This window comes from Pseudoalteromonas sp. BSi20480, from assembly GCF_000241365.1.
Lineage (GTDB): Bacteria > Pseudomonadota > Gammaproteobacteria > Enterobacterales > Alteromonadaceae > Pseudoalteromonas > Pseudoalteromonas marina.
The window spans coordinates 19773-35731 of the sequence record NZ_BADX01000099.1 but is presented as its reverse complement, the minus strand read 5'-3'; the positions used below and the strand labels follow the sequence as shown (position 1 = coordinate 35731).

The 15959-nt window shown below is 39.4% G+C and carries 15 protein-coding genes; 7 read left to right on the top strand and 8 right to left on the bottom strand.

The annotated features are described in order from the left end of the window. Positions 1-63 precede the first annotated feature (63 nt). On the bottom strand, positions 64-2493 hold the full coding sequence (locus tag P20480_RS07895) for a zinc-dependent metalloprotease (RefSeq protein ID WP_008130218.1): 2430 nt from the start codon (positions 2491-2493) through the stop codon (positions 64-66). A gap of 154 nt (positions 2494-2647) precedes the next feature. Here P20480_RS07895 and P20480_RS07900 point away from each other — a divergent pair, with 154 nt between their 5' ends. Beyond that, on the top strand, positions 2648-3616 hold the full coding sequence (locus P20480_RS07900; RefSeq protein ID WP_008130217.1) for a class 1 fructose-bisphosphatase: 969 nt from the start codon (positions 2648-2650) through the stop codon (positions 3614-3616). A gap of 64 nt (positions 3617-3680) precedes the next feature. On the opposite strand, the gene P20480_RS07905 is transcribed toward P20480_RS07900, so the two are convergent. Next, positions 3681-4007: a hypothetical protein gene (locus P20480_RS07905; RefSeq protein WP_008130215.1), complete on the bottom strand. Its 327-nt coding sequence runs from the start codon at positions 4005-4007 to the stop codon at positions 3681-3683. 43 nt (positions 4008-4050) lie between these two features. Between P20480_RS07905 and P20480_RS07910 the strand changes: the two genes are divergently transcribed. Further along, entirely contained in the window at positions 4051-4410 is a 360-nt protein-coding gene (locus tag P20480_RS07910; protein WP_008130212.1) for a DUF5522 domain-containing protein, read from the top strand. 159 nt (positions 4411-4569) lie between these two features. Here the strand turns inward: P20480_RS07910 and P20480_RS07915 are convergent, their stop codons facing one another. Continuing rightward, positions 4570-5403 carry a sulfurtransferase gene (locus P20480_RS07915; RefSeq protein ID WP_008130209.1) on the bottom strand — a complete coding sequence of 278 codons (834 nt, stop codon included), beginning with the start codon at positions 5401-5403 and terminating at the stop codon, positions 4570-4572. 223 nt (positions 5404-5626) lie between these two features. On the opposite strand from P20480_RS07915, the gene P20480_RS07920 reads away from it, so the two are divergent. Continuing rightward, on the top strand, positions 5627-6367 hold the full coding sequence (locus P20480_RS07920; protein ID WP_008130207.1) for a glycosyltransferase family 2 protein: 741 nt from the start codon (positions 5627-5629) through the stop codon (positions 6365-6367). A 112-nt stretch (positions 6368-6479) separates the two neighbouring features. Further along, on the top strand, positions 6480-7226 hold the full coding sequence (locus tag P20480_RS07925) for a glycosyltransferase family 25 protein (protein WP_008130205.1): 747 nt from the start codon (positions 6480-6482) through the stop codon (positions 7224-7226). Positions 7227-7263: 37 nt separating this feature from the next. On the opposite strand, the gene P20480_RS07930 is transcribed toward P20480_RS07925, so the two are convergent. From P20480_RS07930 to P20480_RS07950, 5 genes are all read right to left on the bottom strand, one after another. After that, positions 7264-7689, bottom strand: coding sequence for a group I truncated hemoglobin (locus P20480_RS07930; RefSeq protein WP_008130204.1), 426 nt, complete (start codon positions 7687-7689; stop codon positions 7264-7266). Then, positions 7689-8495 carry a DUF3034 family protein gene (locus P20480_RS07935; protein WP_008130202.1) on the bottom strand — a complete coding sequence of 269 codons (807 nt, stop codon included), beginning with the start codon at positions 8493-8495 and terminating at the stop codon, positions 7689-7691. The genes P20480_RS07930 and P20480_RS07935 overlap by 1 nt, the downstream gene beginning before the upstream one ends. 14 nt (positions 8496-8509) lie before the next feature. Beyond that, positions 8510-10825 (bottom strand): bifunctional diguanylate cyclase/phosphodiesterase, encoded by a 2316-nt coding sequence (locus tag P20480_RS07940; RefSeq protein ID WP_008130200.1) that lies wholly within the window; start codon positions 10823-10825, stop codon positions 8510-8512. Further along, positions 10815-11480: a methylamine utilization protein gene (locus P20480_RS07945; protein WP_008130199.1), complete on the bottom strand. Its 666-nt coding sequence runs from the start codon at positions 11478-11480 to the stop codon at positions 10815-10817. Before P20480_RS07945 ends, P20480_RS07940 begins: the two co-directional genes overlap by 11 nt. Before the next feature lie 122 nt (positions 11481-11602). After that, complete coding sequence (locus tag P20480_RS07950) at positions 11603-12706, bottom strand: phosphoribosylaminoimidazolesuccinocarboxamide synthase (RefSeq protein WP_008130197.1); 1104 nt, start codon at positions 12704-12706, stop codon at positions 11603-11605. A 200-nt stretch (positions 12707-12906) separates the two neighbouring features. Between P20480_RS07950 and P20480_RS07955 the strand changes: the two genes are divergently transcribed. From P20480_RS07955 to P20480_RS07965, 3 genes are read left to right on the top strand one after another with little or no spacing between them, the layout of a single operon-like run. Next, positions 12907-13980, top strand: a complete 1074-nt coding sequence (locus P20480_RS07955) for a CDP-glycerol glycerophosphotransferase family protein (RefSeq protein WP_008130195.1) — start codon at positions 12907-12909, stop codon at positions 13978-13980. 8 nt (positions 13981-13988) lie between these two features. Next, the gene (locus tag P20480_RS07960; RefSeq protein ID WP_008130193.1) at positions 13989-14675 is read left to right on the top strand and encodes an ABC transporter ATP-binding protein; all 687 of its coding nucleotides are present in this window, start codon (positions 13989-13991) and stop codon (positions 14673-14675) included. Next, positions 14672-15952, top strand: a complete 1281-nt coding sequence (locus P20480_RS07965) for an ABC transporter permease (protein ID WP_008130191.1) — start codon at positions 14672-14674, stop codon at positions 15950-15952. Before P20480_RS07960 ends, P20480_RS07965 begins: the two co-directional genes overlap by 4 nt. The last annotated feature ends 7 nt before the right edge of the window (positions 15953-15959 follow it).

Genomic DNA, 15959 nt, shown 5'->3' with positions numbered 1-15959 from the left:
ATCGAAGCGCTGCTTATAAAGGCGTTTAAAGCCCAGGGCGTGTTAACCTGCGCCCTTATAAAATTAAATGGGTGAACCTGGCGGTATAGGCAGAACCTTAAAGTTATTAGGCCACTCTCCATTGGCTAAAAAGTGTTTTACCTGCACTGCTAGGTATTGCTTAAATGCGCTTTCACCGATGCTTGTATTACTCAGCATAGTGTTTTGATTAAAGTCGTCACTTAGCTTAACTAAGTAATAACGAAGTTGCGCTTGTACCTCTGGGCTTACATTATTATTTGCCACTAAGTCAGCAAACGTTTTTGCTGTTAAAAACTGTATACGCTGGGTTATTTTGCCTTTCATTGTGTCGGGCGACGATACATTATAAACATGGCTATATAACTGCTTTAATAACGCATCTAAACTGTAAAATTGGTTATTACGGGCTTGTTGTTGCGCTAAACGATTTAAGCGATGTGGATTAAGCAACAACGATAAACTATGCTGCACTGCAACCTCTGGTAAAGCCATTGCATCGAGCGTTAAACCTGTACGCCCCACTACGCTTTCGCGCGATTTAGACTCACCATATGCTTTTGGCGGAATTAACGATAATACCGATTCAGGTATAACTAAATTTTTGGCTGTAAGCGTTGCTAAAATGGCATTAACTGCATCTTGTTGCACTTGCTTATCAACAACCTGAGCGCCTTGGACAGGCTCATCACCGCGCGTTTCATATTCGTAATTTACACCTGCAATTAACTTAACCACAGACTCAACTTGAAAACGATGAAATAAATAAAGTGGCACAAGCTTTTCTTCTAACTGAGATAGCGCAACACCGGACTTAATATTATTAATACCAAATTGCGAAAGTGCCTTTTTACGCACATCTAAAACACGTAAAAGCTCTTCTGATGGGTTAGCGCCGTTATCCCATAAGTGAGCAGTTGGATGAGCGCCCCCTTTAGCTCGCGCGTCAGAATCTGAAATAAACGCTAACCCTTTGGCTTTATTATCTTTTAAAATTGCGGCCAGCTCTGCGCTTTCATCTTGATTGGTAAAGTCGCTATAACCGTATTTAATTACCTGGGTATCCCATACGCCCATACCTGTTGCATAGCCTCGTGTTACATCAAGCTTGCCTTGTTCATTAAAGCTCAATAATGGGTGCGGGTAATCCATTACTGAGGCTCTATCACTTACTGATGCCGCAAAGTTATGGGCAATACCTAATGTATGGCCAATTTCATGGGCGCTTAACTGGCGGATACGATCAAGCGCCATAGCGTGTAAGTTTTTAGCAACTTCATCTCCTTTAAAATAAGGAGCAGCCAGCGCTTCTGCAATTAATATATCTTGGCGAACACGAAGCGAACCCAACGTCACATGGCCTTTTAATATTTCACCGGTGCGCGGATCAATAACTGAGCTTCCGTATGACCAGCCACGTGTTGCTCTATGCACCCATTGAATCACGTTGTAACGAATATCCATGGGATCAACATTGGTTGGTAATACTTTAACAATAAACGCGTTTTTATAACCTGCAGCGCTAAATGCATCATTCCACCACTTACCGCCTTCAAGTAAGGCGCTTTTAACTGGCTCTGGTACACCGGGATCTAAATAATAAACAATAGGCTCAACCGGCTCGCTAATAGGTAAGCTCGGATCTTTTTTTGCTAAACGGTGACGCGGTATATAACGAACATACATCGACTCGCCTAAAGGCGCTGCGTAATCTTTGTGTTCAATGCTCCAAAAGCCCGATTGCGGGTTAAATTTACGTGGTGTGTAATTCTCATCTGGTAATTGAATAAGTGAATGGTGCATATGCACGGTAACAGTGTATGGGTTGGCGCTAACTTGGCGTACAAACTTACCCGGCTTTGTGCCTTTAAATGTAAGCACGGCTTCCAGTTCGGTGTTTTTTACAAAGGCTTTTGAACGCGCCATGTAAACCGCACTTCGTGATTCATCAAGGTTAAAATTACCCTGCTTACGGGCAGCTAATGTACGGCTTACTCCATGTACATCGCTCAATAAATAAGGCGTGTAGTCAATAAGTGCCGTGCTTTTGTCTTCTGCAACCACTTTAAAGCCCGCCAATATGCTTGATGAAAATGCCTCTTTGATACTTTGCTGCTCGGCTTTGTTATTAGTGTTAGCACGGTAGTAAGTATTTACAGCACGCAGCATGACTTTATCGCCAAAGCGCTCAAACTGTACCAAATGCGTGTTGCCAAGCTGGCCTCGATCAAGTCCAATATCGTTTGACCCAACCCCGTATGGCAAACTTTGTTGTAATAAAAACTGCTGCTCAAACTTATCTACTTTTAAATACACTTTGCCGTTTTGAGTATCGTAATAAAACGAGTAGTACCCCGGAAAGTGGTTCATTTGTGTAGTAAATTCATCAATTGACTTAATTGCTGCGTGCGCTTGAGTTATGATAGAGCACAACACAGTAAAGAATATGTAACTTAGTAGTGGTATTTTTTTCATAATCTTATCTTTGTTATTGGCGTTTTAGGTACGATTAGGTGCCCCCATTATAGGGCGGTATTTAAACAATACAGATATTTAAGACGAATTTCAGCGCTCTAAACTAATCTCTCTCACATTATGATTAGTTTTAACACGTTATCAGGAAAATAGAATGCGTAGACTCCCTCCAGTATTGCTAGAAGACGGTTGCCCAAGAGAACTATTATCATTAATCCGAACTATTTTAGCGGCATGTAAAGAAATATCTTTTCGTGTTGGCCAAGGCGCACTTTCAGGCGTATTAGGCTCAACACTTGATGAAAACATTCAAGGCGAAACTCAAAAAAAGCTCGATGTATTATCTAATCAGCTATTAAAAGATATTTTACTGGAGTCGGGCACAGTTAAAGCCATTGCCTCTGAAGAAGAAGACTACACCGTTGCAGGAAACCCAGACGCTAAATATATTGTAGCATTTGACCCACTTGATGGTTCGTCAAACACCGATATTAACTCGCTGGTAGGGACTATATTTTCAATTATGGAAGCGCCTGAAGGCTCAGATGCAGCAGACGAAAGTATTTTTATGCAACCTGGCCACAAGCAAGTTGCAGCAGGTTATGTACTTTACGGCCCATCAACAATGTTGGCGCTTAGTACAGGTAAAGGCACACGTATGTTCACCCTTGATAAAACCCAAGGTAGCTTTTTACTAACAGAAGACTTTGCCACTATACCTGCAGATACAAACGAGTTTGCGATTAATGCGTCTAATCAGCGTCATTGGCAACCCGCTATGCAAAATTACATAAATGATTTGTTAGAAGGCGATACCGGCCCGCGCGCTAAAAACTTTAATATGCGCTGGATTGCGGCCATGGTAGGCGATGTTCATCGCGTACTAAGCCGAGGCGGTGTATTTACTTACCCAACTGATACTAAAGATCCTAAGAAACCCAATAAACTGCGCCTACTTTACGAAGCAAACCCAATGGCTATGCTAGTAGAACAAGCCGGCGGCATTGCCTCAACAGGCTCTGAACGTATTATGGATATTCAGCCAGACGCTATCCACCAGCGTGTAGCGGTTATTTTAGGATCTAAAAACGAAGTAGAAACCTGCTTGGGATATCACAAGTAACCACGTTGTCAAAAAATACTAAAACCGCATTTAATTTAAATGCGGTTTTAAGTTAACCTAAACTTTAACCCTTTAACAATGCCAGTATTTTTTCAAGCTTTTGGTGATCAAGCTCGCCCATTTGCTCGCTATTACTAAGCGCATAAATAACGCCCTCGTGTTGAGCGCAATCAACGTCTTTTCGTGACTCAATAACGTTAGCCCAAAGCTCTAAGTCATCTAAATTTATTTCACCACTCAAACAGCGTTTAATTACACCAACTAATACGTCAGTTTTTAATGTATATAAGGGCGCTTGACCATATGCAGGCGTTGACACAATAACCGATATTGCATTGTCTCTTTGTGCCGAAAACGTAATAAATTCTGCTAAGGCTTTTTGTATATTCATAATATTTGTTATTCTTGGCGCTCTACTGTTGATAAGAACTAAAATGACTCAAACAAACTGCAGCCAATGTAATACAGTGCTTAACTGTAATGTAAATAATATAACCGCATGTTGGTGTAACCAGTTACCCGCTATTTTACCCCTAGACGCAACAGCAACAAGCTGTTTGTGCCAAACCTGTACACTCAATAAAATTAATCACTACCTTGAAGAGCTTTATACTCAGCCAATAAAAAGCCAAATAGAGTTTGCAAAAGCATTTAGAGGAAACGATAACTTAATTGAAGAGCTCGACTACACTATGCACAATGGCTACATGGTATTTAGTAAGTGGTTTTTTTTAAAGCGAGGAACCTGCTGTAAAAATGGCTGTAAAAACTGCCCTTATGGTTTTAGAAAGTAAAAGCTACTTAATAAAAATGCGAGAAAATATTCGTTTTTACCTTCTCATTTTCTTCTCTTTTACTTCTCCTTGTGAGTAAAATTTTTAAGTACCGTTATTCATAAAGAGGTTTAGAGGCGCTGCGCTTTAACATGAGCAAACTTTAAACTCATAACTCACCTACTTTTCTCCAGTAACAATAGGCAACGAGTTACTTGCGCCCCACTCACTCCAAGAAGCGTCATAAACACTTAAGTTTTTATAACCACATTCATCAGCAAATAAAGCTAAAATACACGCTGTAATACCTGATCCACAGCTAAATTGAATATACTCTGCAGTACCTACAGCGTTCTCAAATTTTATCTTTATTTCTTCAAAAGCTTTAGCCTCGCCATCGGTTAATAAATCTAAAAAAGGCAATGAACGGCTTTGTGGTATATGCCCACCTCGCATGCCTTTTCGAGGTTCGCTCTCTTCACCAGTAAAGCGTTTATAGGCACGCGCATCTAACAATATAGTATTCACATCATCTATGGCTGCTAATACTTGCTGGCGGTCAATAAAGTAATTTGGATTATAACTTGCTTCAAAATTACCACACGTTAAAGCCTCACTATAACCTTGCTGCACTGCATAGCGGCACGCTAACCACTTTTTAAGGCCGCCATTTAAAACCTTTACATTGTGATGCCCCATGGCTTTTAGCATCCACCACGCCCTTGCAGCACTAAATAAGCCAGCATCTTCGTATACCACAATAAACGAATCATGGTTTACACCCGCATGCTGCATAACCTGTGTAAACTGCTGTGCATTACACATTGTGCTTGATAGCGGGTTTGATTTATCTGCTAGCTCATTTTTTATGTCAAACCGCTTTGCATTGGGTAGCATAGCTTCAGGCATATAAGTTCTTAAAACCCCGGGGCGAAGCATACCCGCATCAAAAATAACTAAGTTAGTTTGTTCTAAACGTATCTTAAGCCACTTTGCATCAACAAGATATTTCATAAAAAATTCCCTGTAGTATAAAACAATATAATCAAAAAATTTGATTAAATAATACTAAGTAATTAGGCAATATTAACTCTAGCATTTATTATTTTAAAAATAGCTATAAAAACAGCTATAAAAATGGTCTTAAAAGTAATACTTTGGAATACTATAGTTACTAATATGTAGATGGATTTATGTTTGGGTCTATCGTCAATAACTTAATTATGAGAAGAATATTTTGAAACTATCTGTTTGTATTATTTGTAAGAATGAGGCAAGTACAATTGCCCGCTGTTTAGAATCAGTTAAATGGGCTGACGAGATTATTCTGCTTGACTCCGGCAGCACAGATAATACACTCGAAATTGCAAAAAAATACACCGATAAGATATTTATTAGAGAGGATTGGCAAGGGTTTGGCGAGCAACGTCGAAGAGCTGAACAGTTAGCTAGTAACGACTGGATTTTTGCTATTGACTGCGATGAAGAAGTTAGTGAAACATTAAAAAATGAGATACTTAATACTTTACCTAGGTGTAGTGAAGAAAATGTATTAAGAATAAATCGGCTAACATATTTTTGTGGCCAGTTTATTTATCATAGTGGCTGGCACCCTGATCATATTGCCCGTATTTATAACAAGAAAAAAACCAGTTACAACAAAAATTTAGTGCATGAATCTGTTGTAATAAAAGACTGTGAGCTAATTACATTAAAAGAAAACATTTTACACTTCCAACACCAAGATATTTTTACATATCTTAATAAAAGAAACCACTACGCTAACATAGGCGCAAAGCAAATAATTCAAAAAGGAAAAAAAACCTCATTATCAAAAGCTACAGGCTCTGCCATATTTGCTTTTATTCGACATTATTTTTTAAGGCTAGGTTTTTTAGATGGAAGAGCAGGTTTCGTTATAGCTGTTATCCAAACCCAATACAGTTTTAACAAGTACCTTTTCTCAGTTTATAAATAATATATAGCTTCGATAGAGTAAAATTATTGAGTCTCATTACATAAACTGGATTTTTTAAATAAATCTATTTCGCTTAAAGACTATTAAGCTACAACAATAAAGTAATTAAAAAATGAAAACTTCGATATTTATTATCAATATGAAACCTTGTGAATCCCGTTGGTATGAAGTTCAAAAGCGACTTAAAGATCTTAATATAAGTGCAGAACGCTTTGAAGCTACTATTGGTAAAAATCTTGGTGAGCAAGAGTTTCTCAACTGGTATTGCCCGAAAAAGAATAAAAACTCATATCATCGCAACTTAACCCTAGGAGAAATAGGTTGTTACATTAGCCATATGCGAGTCTGGGAGCATATAGTTACACATTCGATACCTATATGCGTAATACTTGAGGACGACATTATAATTAAATCGCATTTAACTAATACGATTGAATCAGCAGAAAAATTAAAAAATTGGGATCTTATAAAACTTTCTGATAGCCGAGATTTACCATTTATTAATACACAATCCCTTGAAAGTGAATTTGTTTTAGGGAATTACTTTAAAATCCCAAATGGAGCTCAAGGATATATATTATCTTTAGAGGGGGCTAAGAAACTTCTGCACAGAAAGCCATTTTTTAGACCTGTTGATGTTGATATGCAATTTCATAGTGAAGTTGGGCTCAATATCGTAGGTATTAAGCCATATCCAATTGCCACTGATAGCCAATTTGAAAGTGAAATAGCAAAGGCAAATTCAGGTAGGCATTCTAATAAGAGTACATTTATTAGAAATTTAAAACACAGATTAAATTTACATATGCAACGCAAAAAAATATCAGCTAATCTGTCAATGATAACTAGAAAGCTATAATTGTGGTTCTATATATTTGCTGCATGACTGCGACCTACTATATATTAATAATGTCGCCTCTTAATGGCGCCATTTTTGACAAAATTTTATTTTGAATAGGATGAGATATGTTTTGCTCATTCATGGCATTCACTAATAAATCAACAACATGATTAAAATCTTTTTCTGTTATATTCATGCCGGTGTGTATGTCTACCATTGAATCACCTGCGTAGCTGTATTTACACGGACCATCGGTAAGCATGCACATATGCAAAATAAAACCTTGGCGAAAATGTGCTATGTTTGTGTGCTCAAAGTAGTGAAATACCTGCTCGTCATTGCCTATTTGGTTAATAAAGCTATCAATTAGTTTTTCTATGCCGGCGTTACCGCCAATTTGGTAATATAAAGTAGGCGCTGCTTTATTCGCACAGCCCATTAAAATACCTACACATAAAAACCCAACTGCAATTAACTTCATTACCAATACCCTGTTACCGATAAGTACCAACCCGTTTGACTGTCTGCCCCAGCAATACGCCCTAAATCTAAATATGCGGCAGTTACACTCACGTTTTTATTAGGCATCCAGGCAACAAAAACGTCTTTCCAGTCTTGCTCACCCAAGTTTAAGTTATTCGCTTTTTGACGATACTCAATACCGATTGCCAATTCACGACTTAAAAATACAGCGGTGCTACCTTCAAATAAAAACGCGCTGTCAGCATTGCCGCCACCATAACCGAGTAGTCCCAGTTCATTGGCTTCACTATAGCGTGTTGTTACATTCCAAAACCAGTTATAACCTGCAAATGCACCTAAGTGAAGCTTACTGGCAGCCAAGTAATAATCTGTACCGCTGGTATCCTCTGCGCCAACAAGTTTGGCTACGGTGCCGTCATCTAGCGATTTATGCTGTATACCTAAACTTAATTGCGGCCATTGGCTGTAAACAATATCACCATATAAACGTATTTTTGCACTAGTAATCGATTGCTCTATTTCGGTGTTAAGTGCTGGCACGTCAAACTCTTGTTTTGCGTAACTTAGCTCCACCCGATTAAATAAGTTTAACTGCGCACCACATACATTTAATGCGTAATCACTCACATCAGCTCGGCTACAAAAACCATTTACCGAAAATTCATCTTCGCTCGCATAACCCGCAAGCTGAGCCCAAGGCACTATACCGCCACCGCCGCTACCTTCAACTTGAGATACACCAGGTGTTGCTAGTAACTTTCCGCTACTGTTGGCAACCGTTGGCAACCGTTGGCAATAAAACACTGACAAATAAATACTTAATTTTTACCATAGTATTCTTCCAGCCATTGTTCTAATAAATCAGCTTTTAAAGGCCGGCTAAGGTAGTAACCTTGTGCATGGTCGCACTGCATTGTTTCAAGTAAAGCTAACGACTCTTCGGTTTCGACCCCTTCAGCCACCACCGAAAAACCTAACTGATGCCCAAGCGTAATTGACGACTGCACTATAAATTGATCTTTTTGAGAAGCATCTAGTTTTAAAATAAAACATTTATCAAGCTTAAGCTCATCAATAGGCAACATTTTTAAACGCCCCAGCGATGTTTGCCCTACCCCATAATCGTCAAGCGATATTTTAACGCCAATTTGTTTTAAATCTTTAAGCGCTTTTATGCCCTTTTCTTCGTTTTCTATCATGTCGCGCTCGGTTAATTCAATGGTGATTAACCTTGCATCAACATTATGTTTTTTTAGCGTAGCGACTAACGCGGCATGAAAGCCCGGATACGCAATATCTTGTGCCGATACATTAATAGCGGCTTGAAGCTCAATGCCCTTCGACTTCCAATCGGCAACTTGCGCAACAACGGTATTTATTACCCACGCCGTTAGTTCAACAATTAGCCCCGAGCGCTCAGCTAAATCAATAAATAACTCAGGATTAACCCAGCTGCCATCTTTACGCTGCCAACGAATAAGCGACTCAACTTTATCTATTTTTTGAGTTTGCATATGCAGCTTAGGCTGGTAGGTCATAAACAGCTGACCATCGTCGTCGCTAATAGCTTGCTTTAATTCATCAAGCATAATTAAACGATCTAAGTGGGCCTCGTCCTCGCCATCTTGGTAATAATGTATATGGTTTTGGTTATTGGCCGCATTTTCTACGGCAATAAGCACTCGCCTTACTAAGTCGTCACTGGCAGTACCTTGCGATGGGTACTGCAATACACCGGTACTAAACTGTAAGTTAATTTTTAGCTTTTGAATGGTATAACACTCTTGGAGCCTAGCAATTAATCCCTCTATGCCGCACTTTTTCTCGCTAACCGCACTGCTTGGAAATACCGTTAAAAACTCATCTCCCCCAATACGCGCATGAATCCCACCAAACTCATCCGAAAACTCACTTATTCTGCATGCCACGGTTTTTATACATTCATCGCCAATGCGCGGGCCAAGCTTATCGTTTATATGGCGCAACCCTTTTATATCTATAGCTACAAGCGTATATTGAGTTAATTCGCTTAATTCTTTGTCCAACACTTCTAACATCGCAGAGCGATTATAAAAGCCGGTTAAAGTATCGTGTCGCGCCTGAAAACTAATTTGTTGTTCACGCTTGTTGATGTCGTTACCCATGTTGTCGAACGCATTAACTAAGGTCGTTATTTCTGTGCTTTGTTTTTTACCTTTAAACTCAAAATTATAATTACCTTGCGCAAACTGCTTAGCAATTACAACTAGCTGAGAAAGCGGCGTTGTTAAGTTATTTGCTAATAAGCTACTTGTTATTACACCTACAAACATCGTTAAGATAGACAAAATAATAAGGGTAAAAAATAGCTTTTCAAAATCGCTATAACTTTGTGTTAAATCGGCGCTTAATAAAATAATAATTGGGTGTGTTGCCAAAGAGGCTAAATTAATATCTCGGTTTCGGTAAACCGGGTACTCGCCAAATATTCGTGAGGTGGTGGCCGAGTTAAAATAACTCACCGGTTCAAAAGGCGTTGGGCGCTCATCTAACGAGCTAATAACTAGGTTGTCGGCACTGCCTACAAAGCTTACATCCATGCCCGTTAAGCTTTTAAGCTCGCTTGCAACACTGTGGTCTATTTTAAAGCCCACTAAACTGTAAGCTATGGTTCTTGGGGCTTTTACAGGTAATAAAATAACCTGGTAAAGCTCATTGTTTAACACTACAAATGTGGATTGCTCTTGTGCGTTAAATAGCTCTGCGAGTAAAGGTCGCAAGTCGTCTTCAAAGGCACCTTGCTCTAAATTTGACGAAATTAGCTGACCCGATAAATCTATAAGCAACATTAATTGCGCGTCTATCCGTTGGCTGTGATTATACAAAACACTGCTTATGGTACCCGCATCGCGCGTGGCAACCGCTTGTTTAAAACCAAAATCGGCAGTTAATACTTTAGCTGCTGTTAACAATAGGCTTTCTTTTGAGGTTAAATATTGCTTATAAACGTTTTGCGCAACACTTATGTCTTGGTCTACTTTTTGTTTCTGAAACTGACTTGTTGACCACCAAAAACTAGCAACACTCACCAGCGTTGTTAATAACACCAGCCCTACGCAGAGTGAGGTAATTCGGTTTTTTAAACTATGAGTCATTACCAGCCTTAAATTTGCTACCAAAGGTGTTTCTTGGTGCTGGTGTAGATGTGTTTACCGTTATGGTGTGTTTGCTTTTAGCGCTTACTGTTATAATTTTTTTATTCTCCAAAGGTGCTGTTTGCAAAGCGTGCCATACGCTTAATTCAATCGGTAATAGGTTATTTGGCAAGGTTACTTTGCCTTGCTTATTTGTTTTATAAACATGTTTGCTACCTGCCACATATATGTAGCCAACCATGGAGTCGTGAATATTACACCCCAAAACAACGACCCCTTGATTATCAAAAGTAATAGGTGCTTTTGGTTGCCCTGAATATAACTTTAGCTGAAAAGGCTTAGCTTGCGAAAAAGAATACACATGGTGGCGAATATTATCGCTATTTAGAAAGTCAACTTGCTGCCCTTTTTGCACAACTAATAGCTCTGGCAAAAACTGTTTATGAACTTGGTCCATAGTGGCTACAGGAAGATTTGGCTTGGCTAATTGCTCGGCGTTAAAGTGAAGCTCAATAACAGCATTTGCTAGTTTGCCACCGTGTTGATCTTCTACTACCAACTCCAGTGCAGCGGCGTTAGAAAAGTAACCAAAAAACAAACCCATGATTAAAAAACGGCAACTTTTAGTTATTTTTTGCAAACAACGTTCAAACATAACAACACCTAACTATTAACGTTAGGTTAAGGTAATTAATTACAGGGGTTAATTGCAAGGAATATAGCCCAGTAACTAAAAATAAAAAGTTAGCCACTGGGTTTTTTAGTTCTTTAGTATGGCTATTTTACAATTAAGCCATAATCAGCGTCTAAAATAGAAATGACTTCTCGACGCGGATCCTCAGGAATAGTAATTGCTTCACCAACTATTTTGCTGGCAATACCCACATAAGTATTAGACACTTCAAGCATGACTGATTCGGGTAAAATATACTCTTTTGCTAATTTTTCACGCTCAGCCATGCGATCTTTGTTTAGTAATACGTCGCTTTCTGGCACGTTATTAATTAACAATTGGCGAAAGCCTTCTTTAGAGTTTTCAACAATTTTACCATCTCGATACGCAGCGCCATCCCATATACGCGATGAATCTGGTGTACCCACTTCGTCGATATAAATAAGCTGTTGTGCACCATTTAGGTCTTCTACATAACCAAATTCAAACTTGGTATCTACAAAAATTTGGTCAAGCTTGGCAAGCTCTTTACTAATTAAGCCAAAGCCTTCTACTAACAGCTTTTCGTATTTTGCAACGTCGTCTTCCGACTTAAAATTAAATACGTCTAGGTTATTTGTTATGTTCTCGCGGGTAATATTTACATCGTCTACTGGCGGTATGTCGGCAACGCCTTCAATAATCCCCTTGGTTGATGGCGTAATAAGCACATTATCGAGTTTTTGATTCGCGTTTAACCTTTCAGGTAAATCTATACCGCAAAAGTTACGTGTCCCTTTAGCGTAATCACGCCACATGCTACCCGTAATATATTGGCGCGCTATCGCCTCTACCTTAACTGTGCTTGCTTTACGAACTATCCATACATATGGGTGCGGAATATCCACAATATGATTGCCAGCTAGGCCTGCTTCGTCAAATAATTTAAACCAGTAGGATGCAACGGTGTTAAGTGCTATTCCCTTACCCGGCACTCCATTTAAGCCATTTTCGCCTTGCCAAATACAATCAAACGCTGAAATGCGGTCCGAAATCACCATAATAGCCAGCTCAGTACCTGCGGGTACTTTGTAGCCTTTATCTTTAATTAATCGCGCACTGTCTTCGTCTGTTAGCCAATAAACTGAACGCACTTTACCACTGTGTACTTCACCTTTGGTGCGGATGGGTAAATCATCGTTTACGTCTAAAACTTTATAGCTAGTCATGCTATCTCCGGGGTTAGGGATGCTCTATGAGCAAAGTATGGTATGGGGTTATGTGCGGTATGATAATCCAGCCAACTTCAAAGCTCAATCTTGGGCTTGAAACTAAATAACCTGAACTTTGGTTAAGAGATTTAGCAAGAATATTTATATGGTTGTCACAATCGGGTAAACTGGCTGGGCTATTGAGTCGAGGAGCTAGCTTGAACTACTTAACCACCACCAAAAATAAAAAATACTTAATGTATATATCTCAAAATTATTCATACGCAATTTTGAGGCCTATTCAGGCGGCCATATTAGCGAATGGTGGTCAGGTACGCTGGTTTTTACAAGGTAGCTCTGTAAACCCTGACTTTTTAACACCCGATGAAATACGTCTGAATTCAATAGACGACATTCACAACTGGAAACCCGATGCTACGTTTGCACCGGCTAATTTAATTCCTACGTTTTTTCCGGGTATTAAAGTGGGTGTATTTCATGGTTTTGATGCCGGAAAACTTGATAAAAAAGGGAACAACGACCACCTAAAAGCAAGGGGCTGCTTTGATCTTTACTGTACACAAGGTCCTAATACCACAGTGCCATTTAAAGCCTTACAAAAAAAGCTTGGATATTTTAAAGTAACTGAAACTGGCTGGCCAACGCTCGACCGCTTGTTTACTGGCGAATTACACACCCCATATACCAGCAAAGCCGACACTCGCCCTACACTTTTAATTTGTTCTACTTTTTCAAAACGTTTATCACTTGCACCTAAACTTTACGAGCAAATAAAGCACTTTAGCGAAACAGGAAAGTGGCGCATATTAATGCAGTTTCATCCTAAAATGCCTATTGAGCTTGTTAATAAATACAAAGCGTTAAGTAATCAAAACTTAACCTTTATTGAAACCGACGACGTAGTACCCTTATTAAAGTCGGCCGATGTAATGCTGTGTGATACCTCGTCGGTGCTTTTAATGTTTATAGTGCAACGAAAGCCTGTTGTGACCTTTTGTAATAATGCCCCAGACAAGCACTTACTAAACGTAACAGATCCAAATAAGCTCGAAGACGCGATAGACCTTGCATTCACCTACCCTAAAACATTGATGCAAAATATAGAAAGCTACTGCCAACAGCTGCACCCATACACAGACGGTAAATCAAGTGAGCGAGTAGTGGCTGCAACGAATGAGTTTTTACTTAGTGACGAAAAGCTAAAACCTAAACCGTTTAATATTATTAGGCAGTTTAAAACGCGCAAAAACCTTAATTATTGGAAGTGGTAAACCAAACAATGATAAGCCTTAATAACGTTACTTTTAAATGGCATAAAAACGATAAAACGCCCACGCTAACTATTAGCAAACTTAACATTGAAAAAGGCCAACATGTTTTTTTACATGGCCCAAGTGGTTCGGGCAAATCAACGTTACTTGCCTTACTTGCCGGTATAAATACAGCTACCAGCGGCAATGTCACGTTATTAAACCACACCTTAAATACACTAAGTAACACTCAACGAGATGTATTTAGAGCTGACCACATTGGTATTATTTTTCAAAACTTCAACTTACTTCCTTACCTATCGCCTATTGAAAACGTGATACTGGGCTGCCAATTTTCAAAAAAACGCCAACAAAAAGCATTAAGCCACTCTGCCACGTTAAATAATGAGGCTACACGGCTATTAGACTCACTGGGGTTAACCGAGCAATACCATAATAAAAATGTGGCAGAATTAAGCATTGGCCAACAACAACGCGTGGCCGCCGCACGCGCATTTATTGGTAACCCTGAAATTATAATTGCCGACGAGCCAACCTCAGCCCTTGATACACAAAACCGCGAAAGCTTTATTAACTTATTGTTTGAACAAGCGAGTAAAACAAACAGCACATTAATATTTGTAAGCCACGACGAAAATTTAAAGCCGCTGTTTAATCGCTCAATCGACTTAATAAGTTTGCAGGAGGCATTATGATCCTTACAAAGCTTGCTTTTAAAAGCCTATTAAATAGACGGGCAAGTGTTGTTTTAACACTGTTTACCATTGCCGTTAGCGTTATGTTATTGCTAAGTATTGAACGTGTGAGAGTTGATGCTAAAAGCAGCTTTAGCAATACCATTTCGGGTACCGATTTAATTGTAGGAGCCCGCACCGGCGATATTCAATTACTGCTTTCATCGGTGTTTAGAATTGGCCACACCAATAATGGCGTGAGCTGGCAAAGCTACAAATACATAACAAGCCAACGCGGCGTAAAGTGGAGCATTCCTATTAGCCTTGGCGACAGCCACAAAGGCCAAGCCGTGTTAGGCACAACCCCCGATTACTTTACCCATTACCGCTTTGCTAAAAAACAACATTTGAGTTTTAGTGCAGGTAATCCTTTTAGCACTATTCACGGCGTGGTATTGGGCAATGAGGTAGCTACAAAACTAGGCTATAAGCTGGGCGATAGCATTGTAATATCCCACGGTATGGGTAATACCAGTTTTCATCATCACAACGATAACCCATTTGAAGTAGTCGGCATTTTAGACCCGACGGGTACCCCGGTCGACAAAACACTGCATATACCGCTTGCCGCTATTGATTTAATTCACGGCGGTAACGCAAGTCATGAGCACGATGAACATGATGAACACGATGAACACGATGAACACGATGAACACGATGAACATGACAACCTAACTGGTCACCCTAAACAAATCACTGCATTTTTAATGGGGTTTGATTCGCCTTTATATACACTACAAATTAGGCGCAATATAAATCAGTACAAGCCCGAGGCTCTATTAGCCATTATGCCTACCGTCACGCTAAAAGACTTATGGGAAATGCTCGCCATTGTTGAAAAAATATTGCTGCTTTTTTCATTTGTTGTCGTGCTAATAAGCCTGCTAGGTATGTTAACCACGTTACTTGCAAACCTTAATCAACGTCGCCGTGAGCTTGCTATATTACGCTCTGTTGGTGCAAGGCCATGGCAGCTATTTACACTTATAAGTATGGAGTCATTGCTTACAACATTTTTAGGCTGTGTGCTTGGGTGCGCATTATTTTACGCCACCTTATTTTTAGGAGCCGACTACCTACAAAGCCATGCGGGTATTAGTGTAAATATAGCTATGCTTTCACGCTATGAACTCACCCTCATAGGCGTTATTATGGCGGCGGGTTTTATTATTGGTTTAATACCAGCAACTCGTGCTTATTTTTACTCACTCAGCGACGGCATGAGCATAAAAACATAATGTTTAG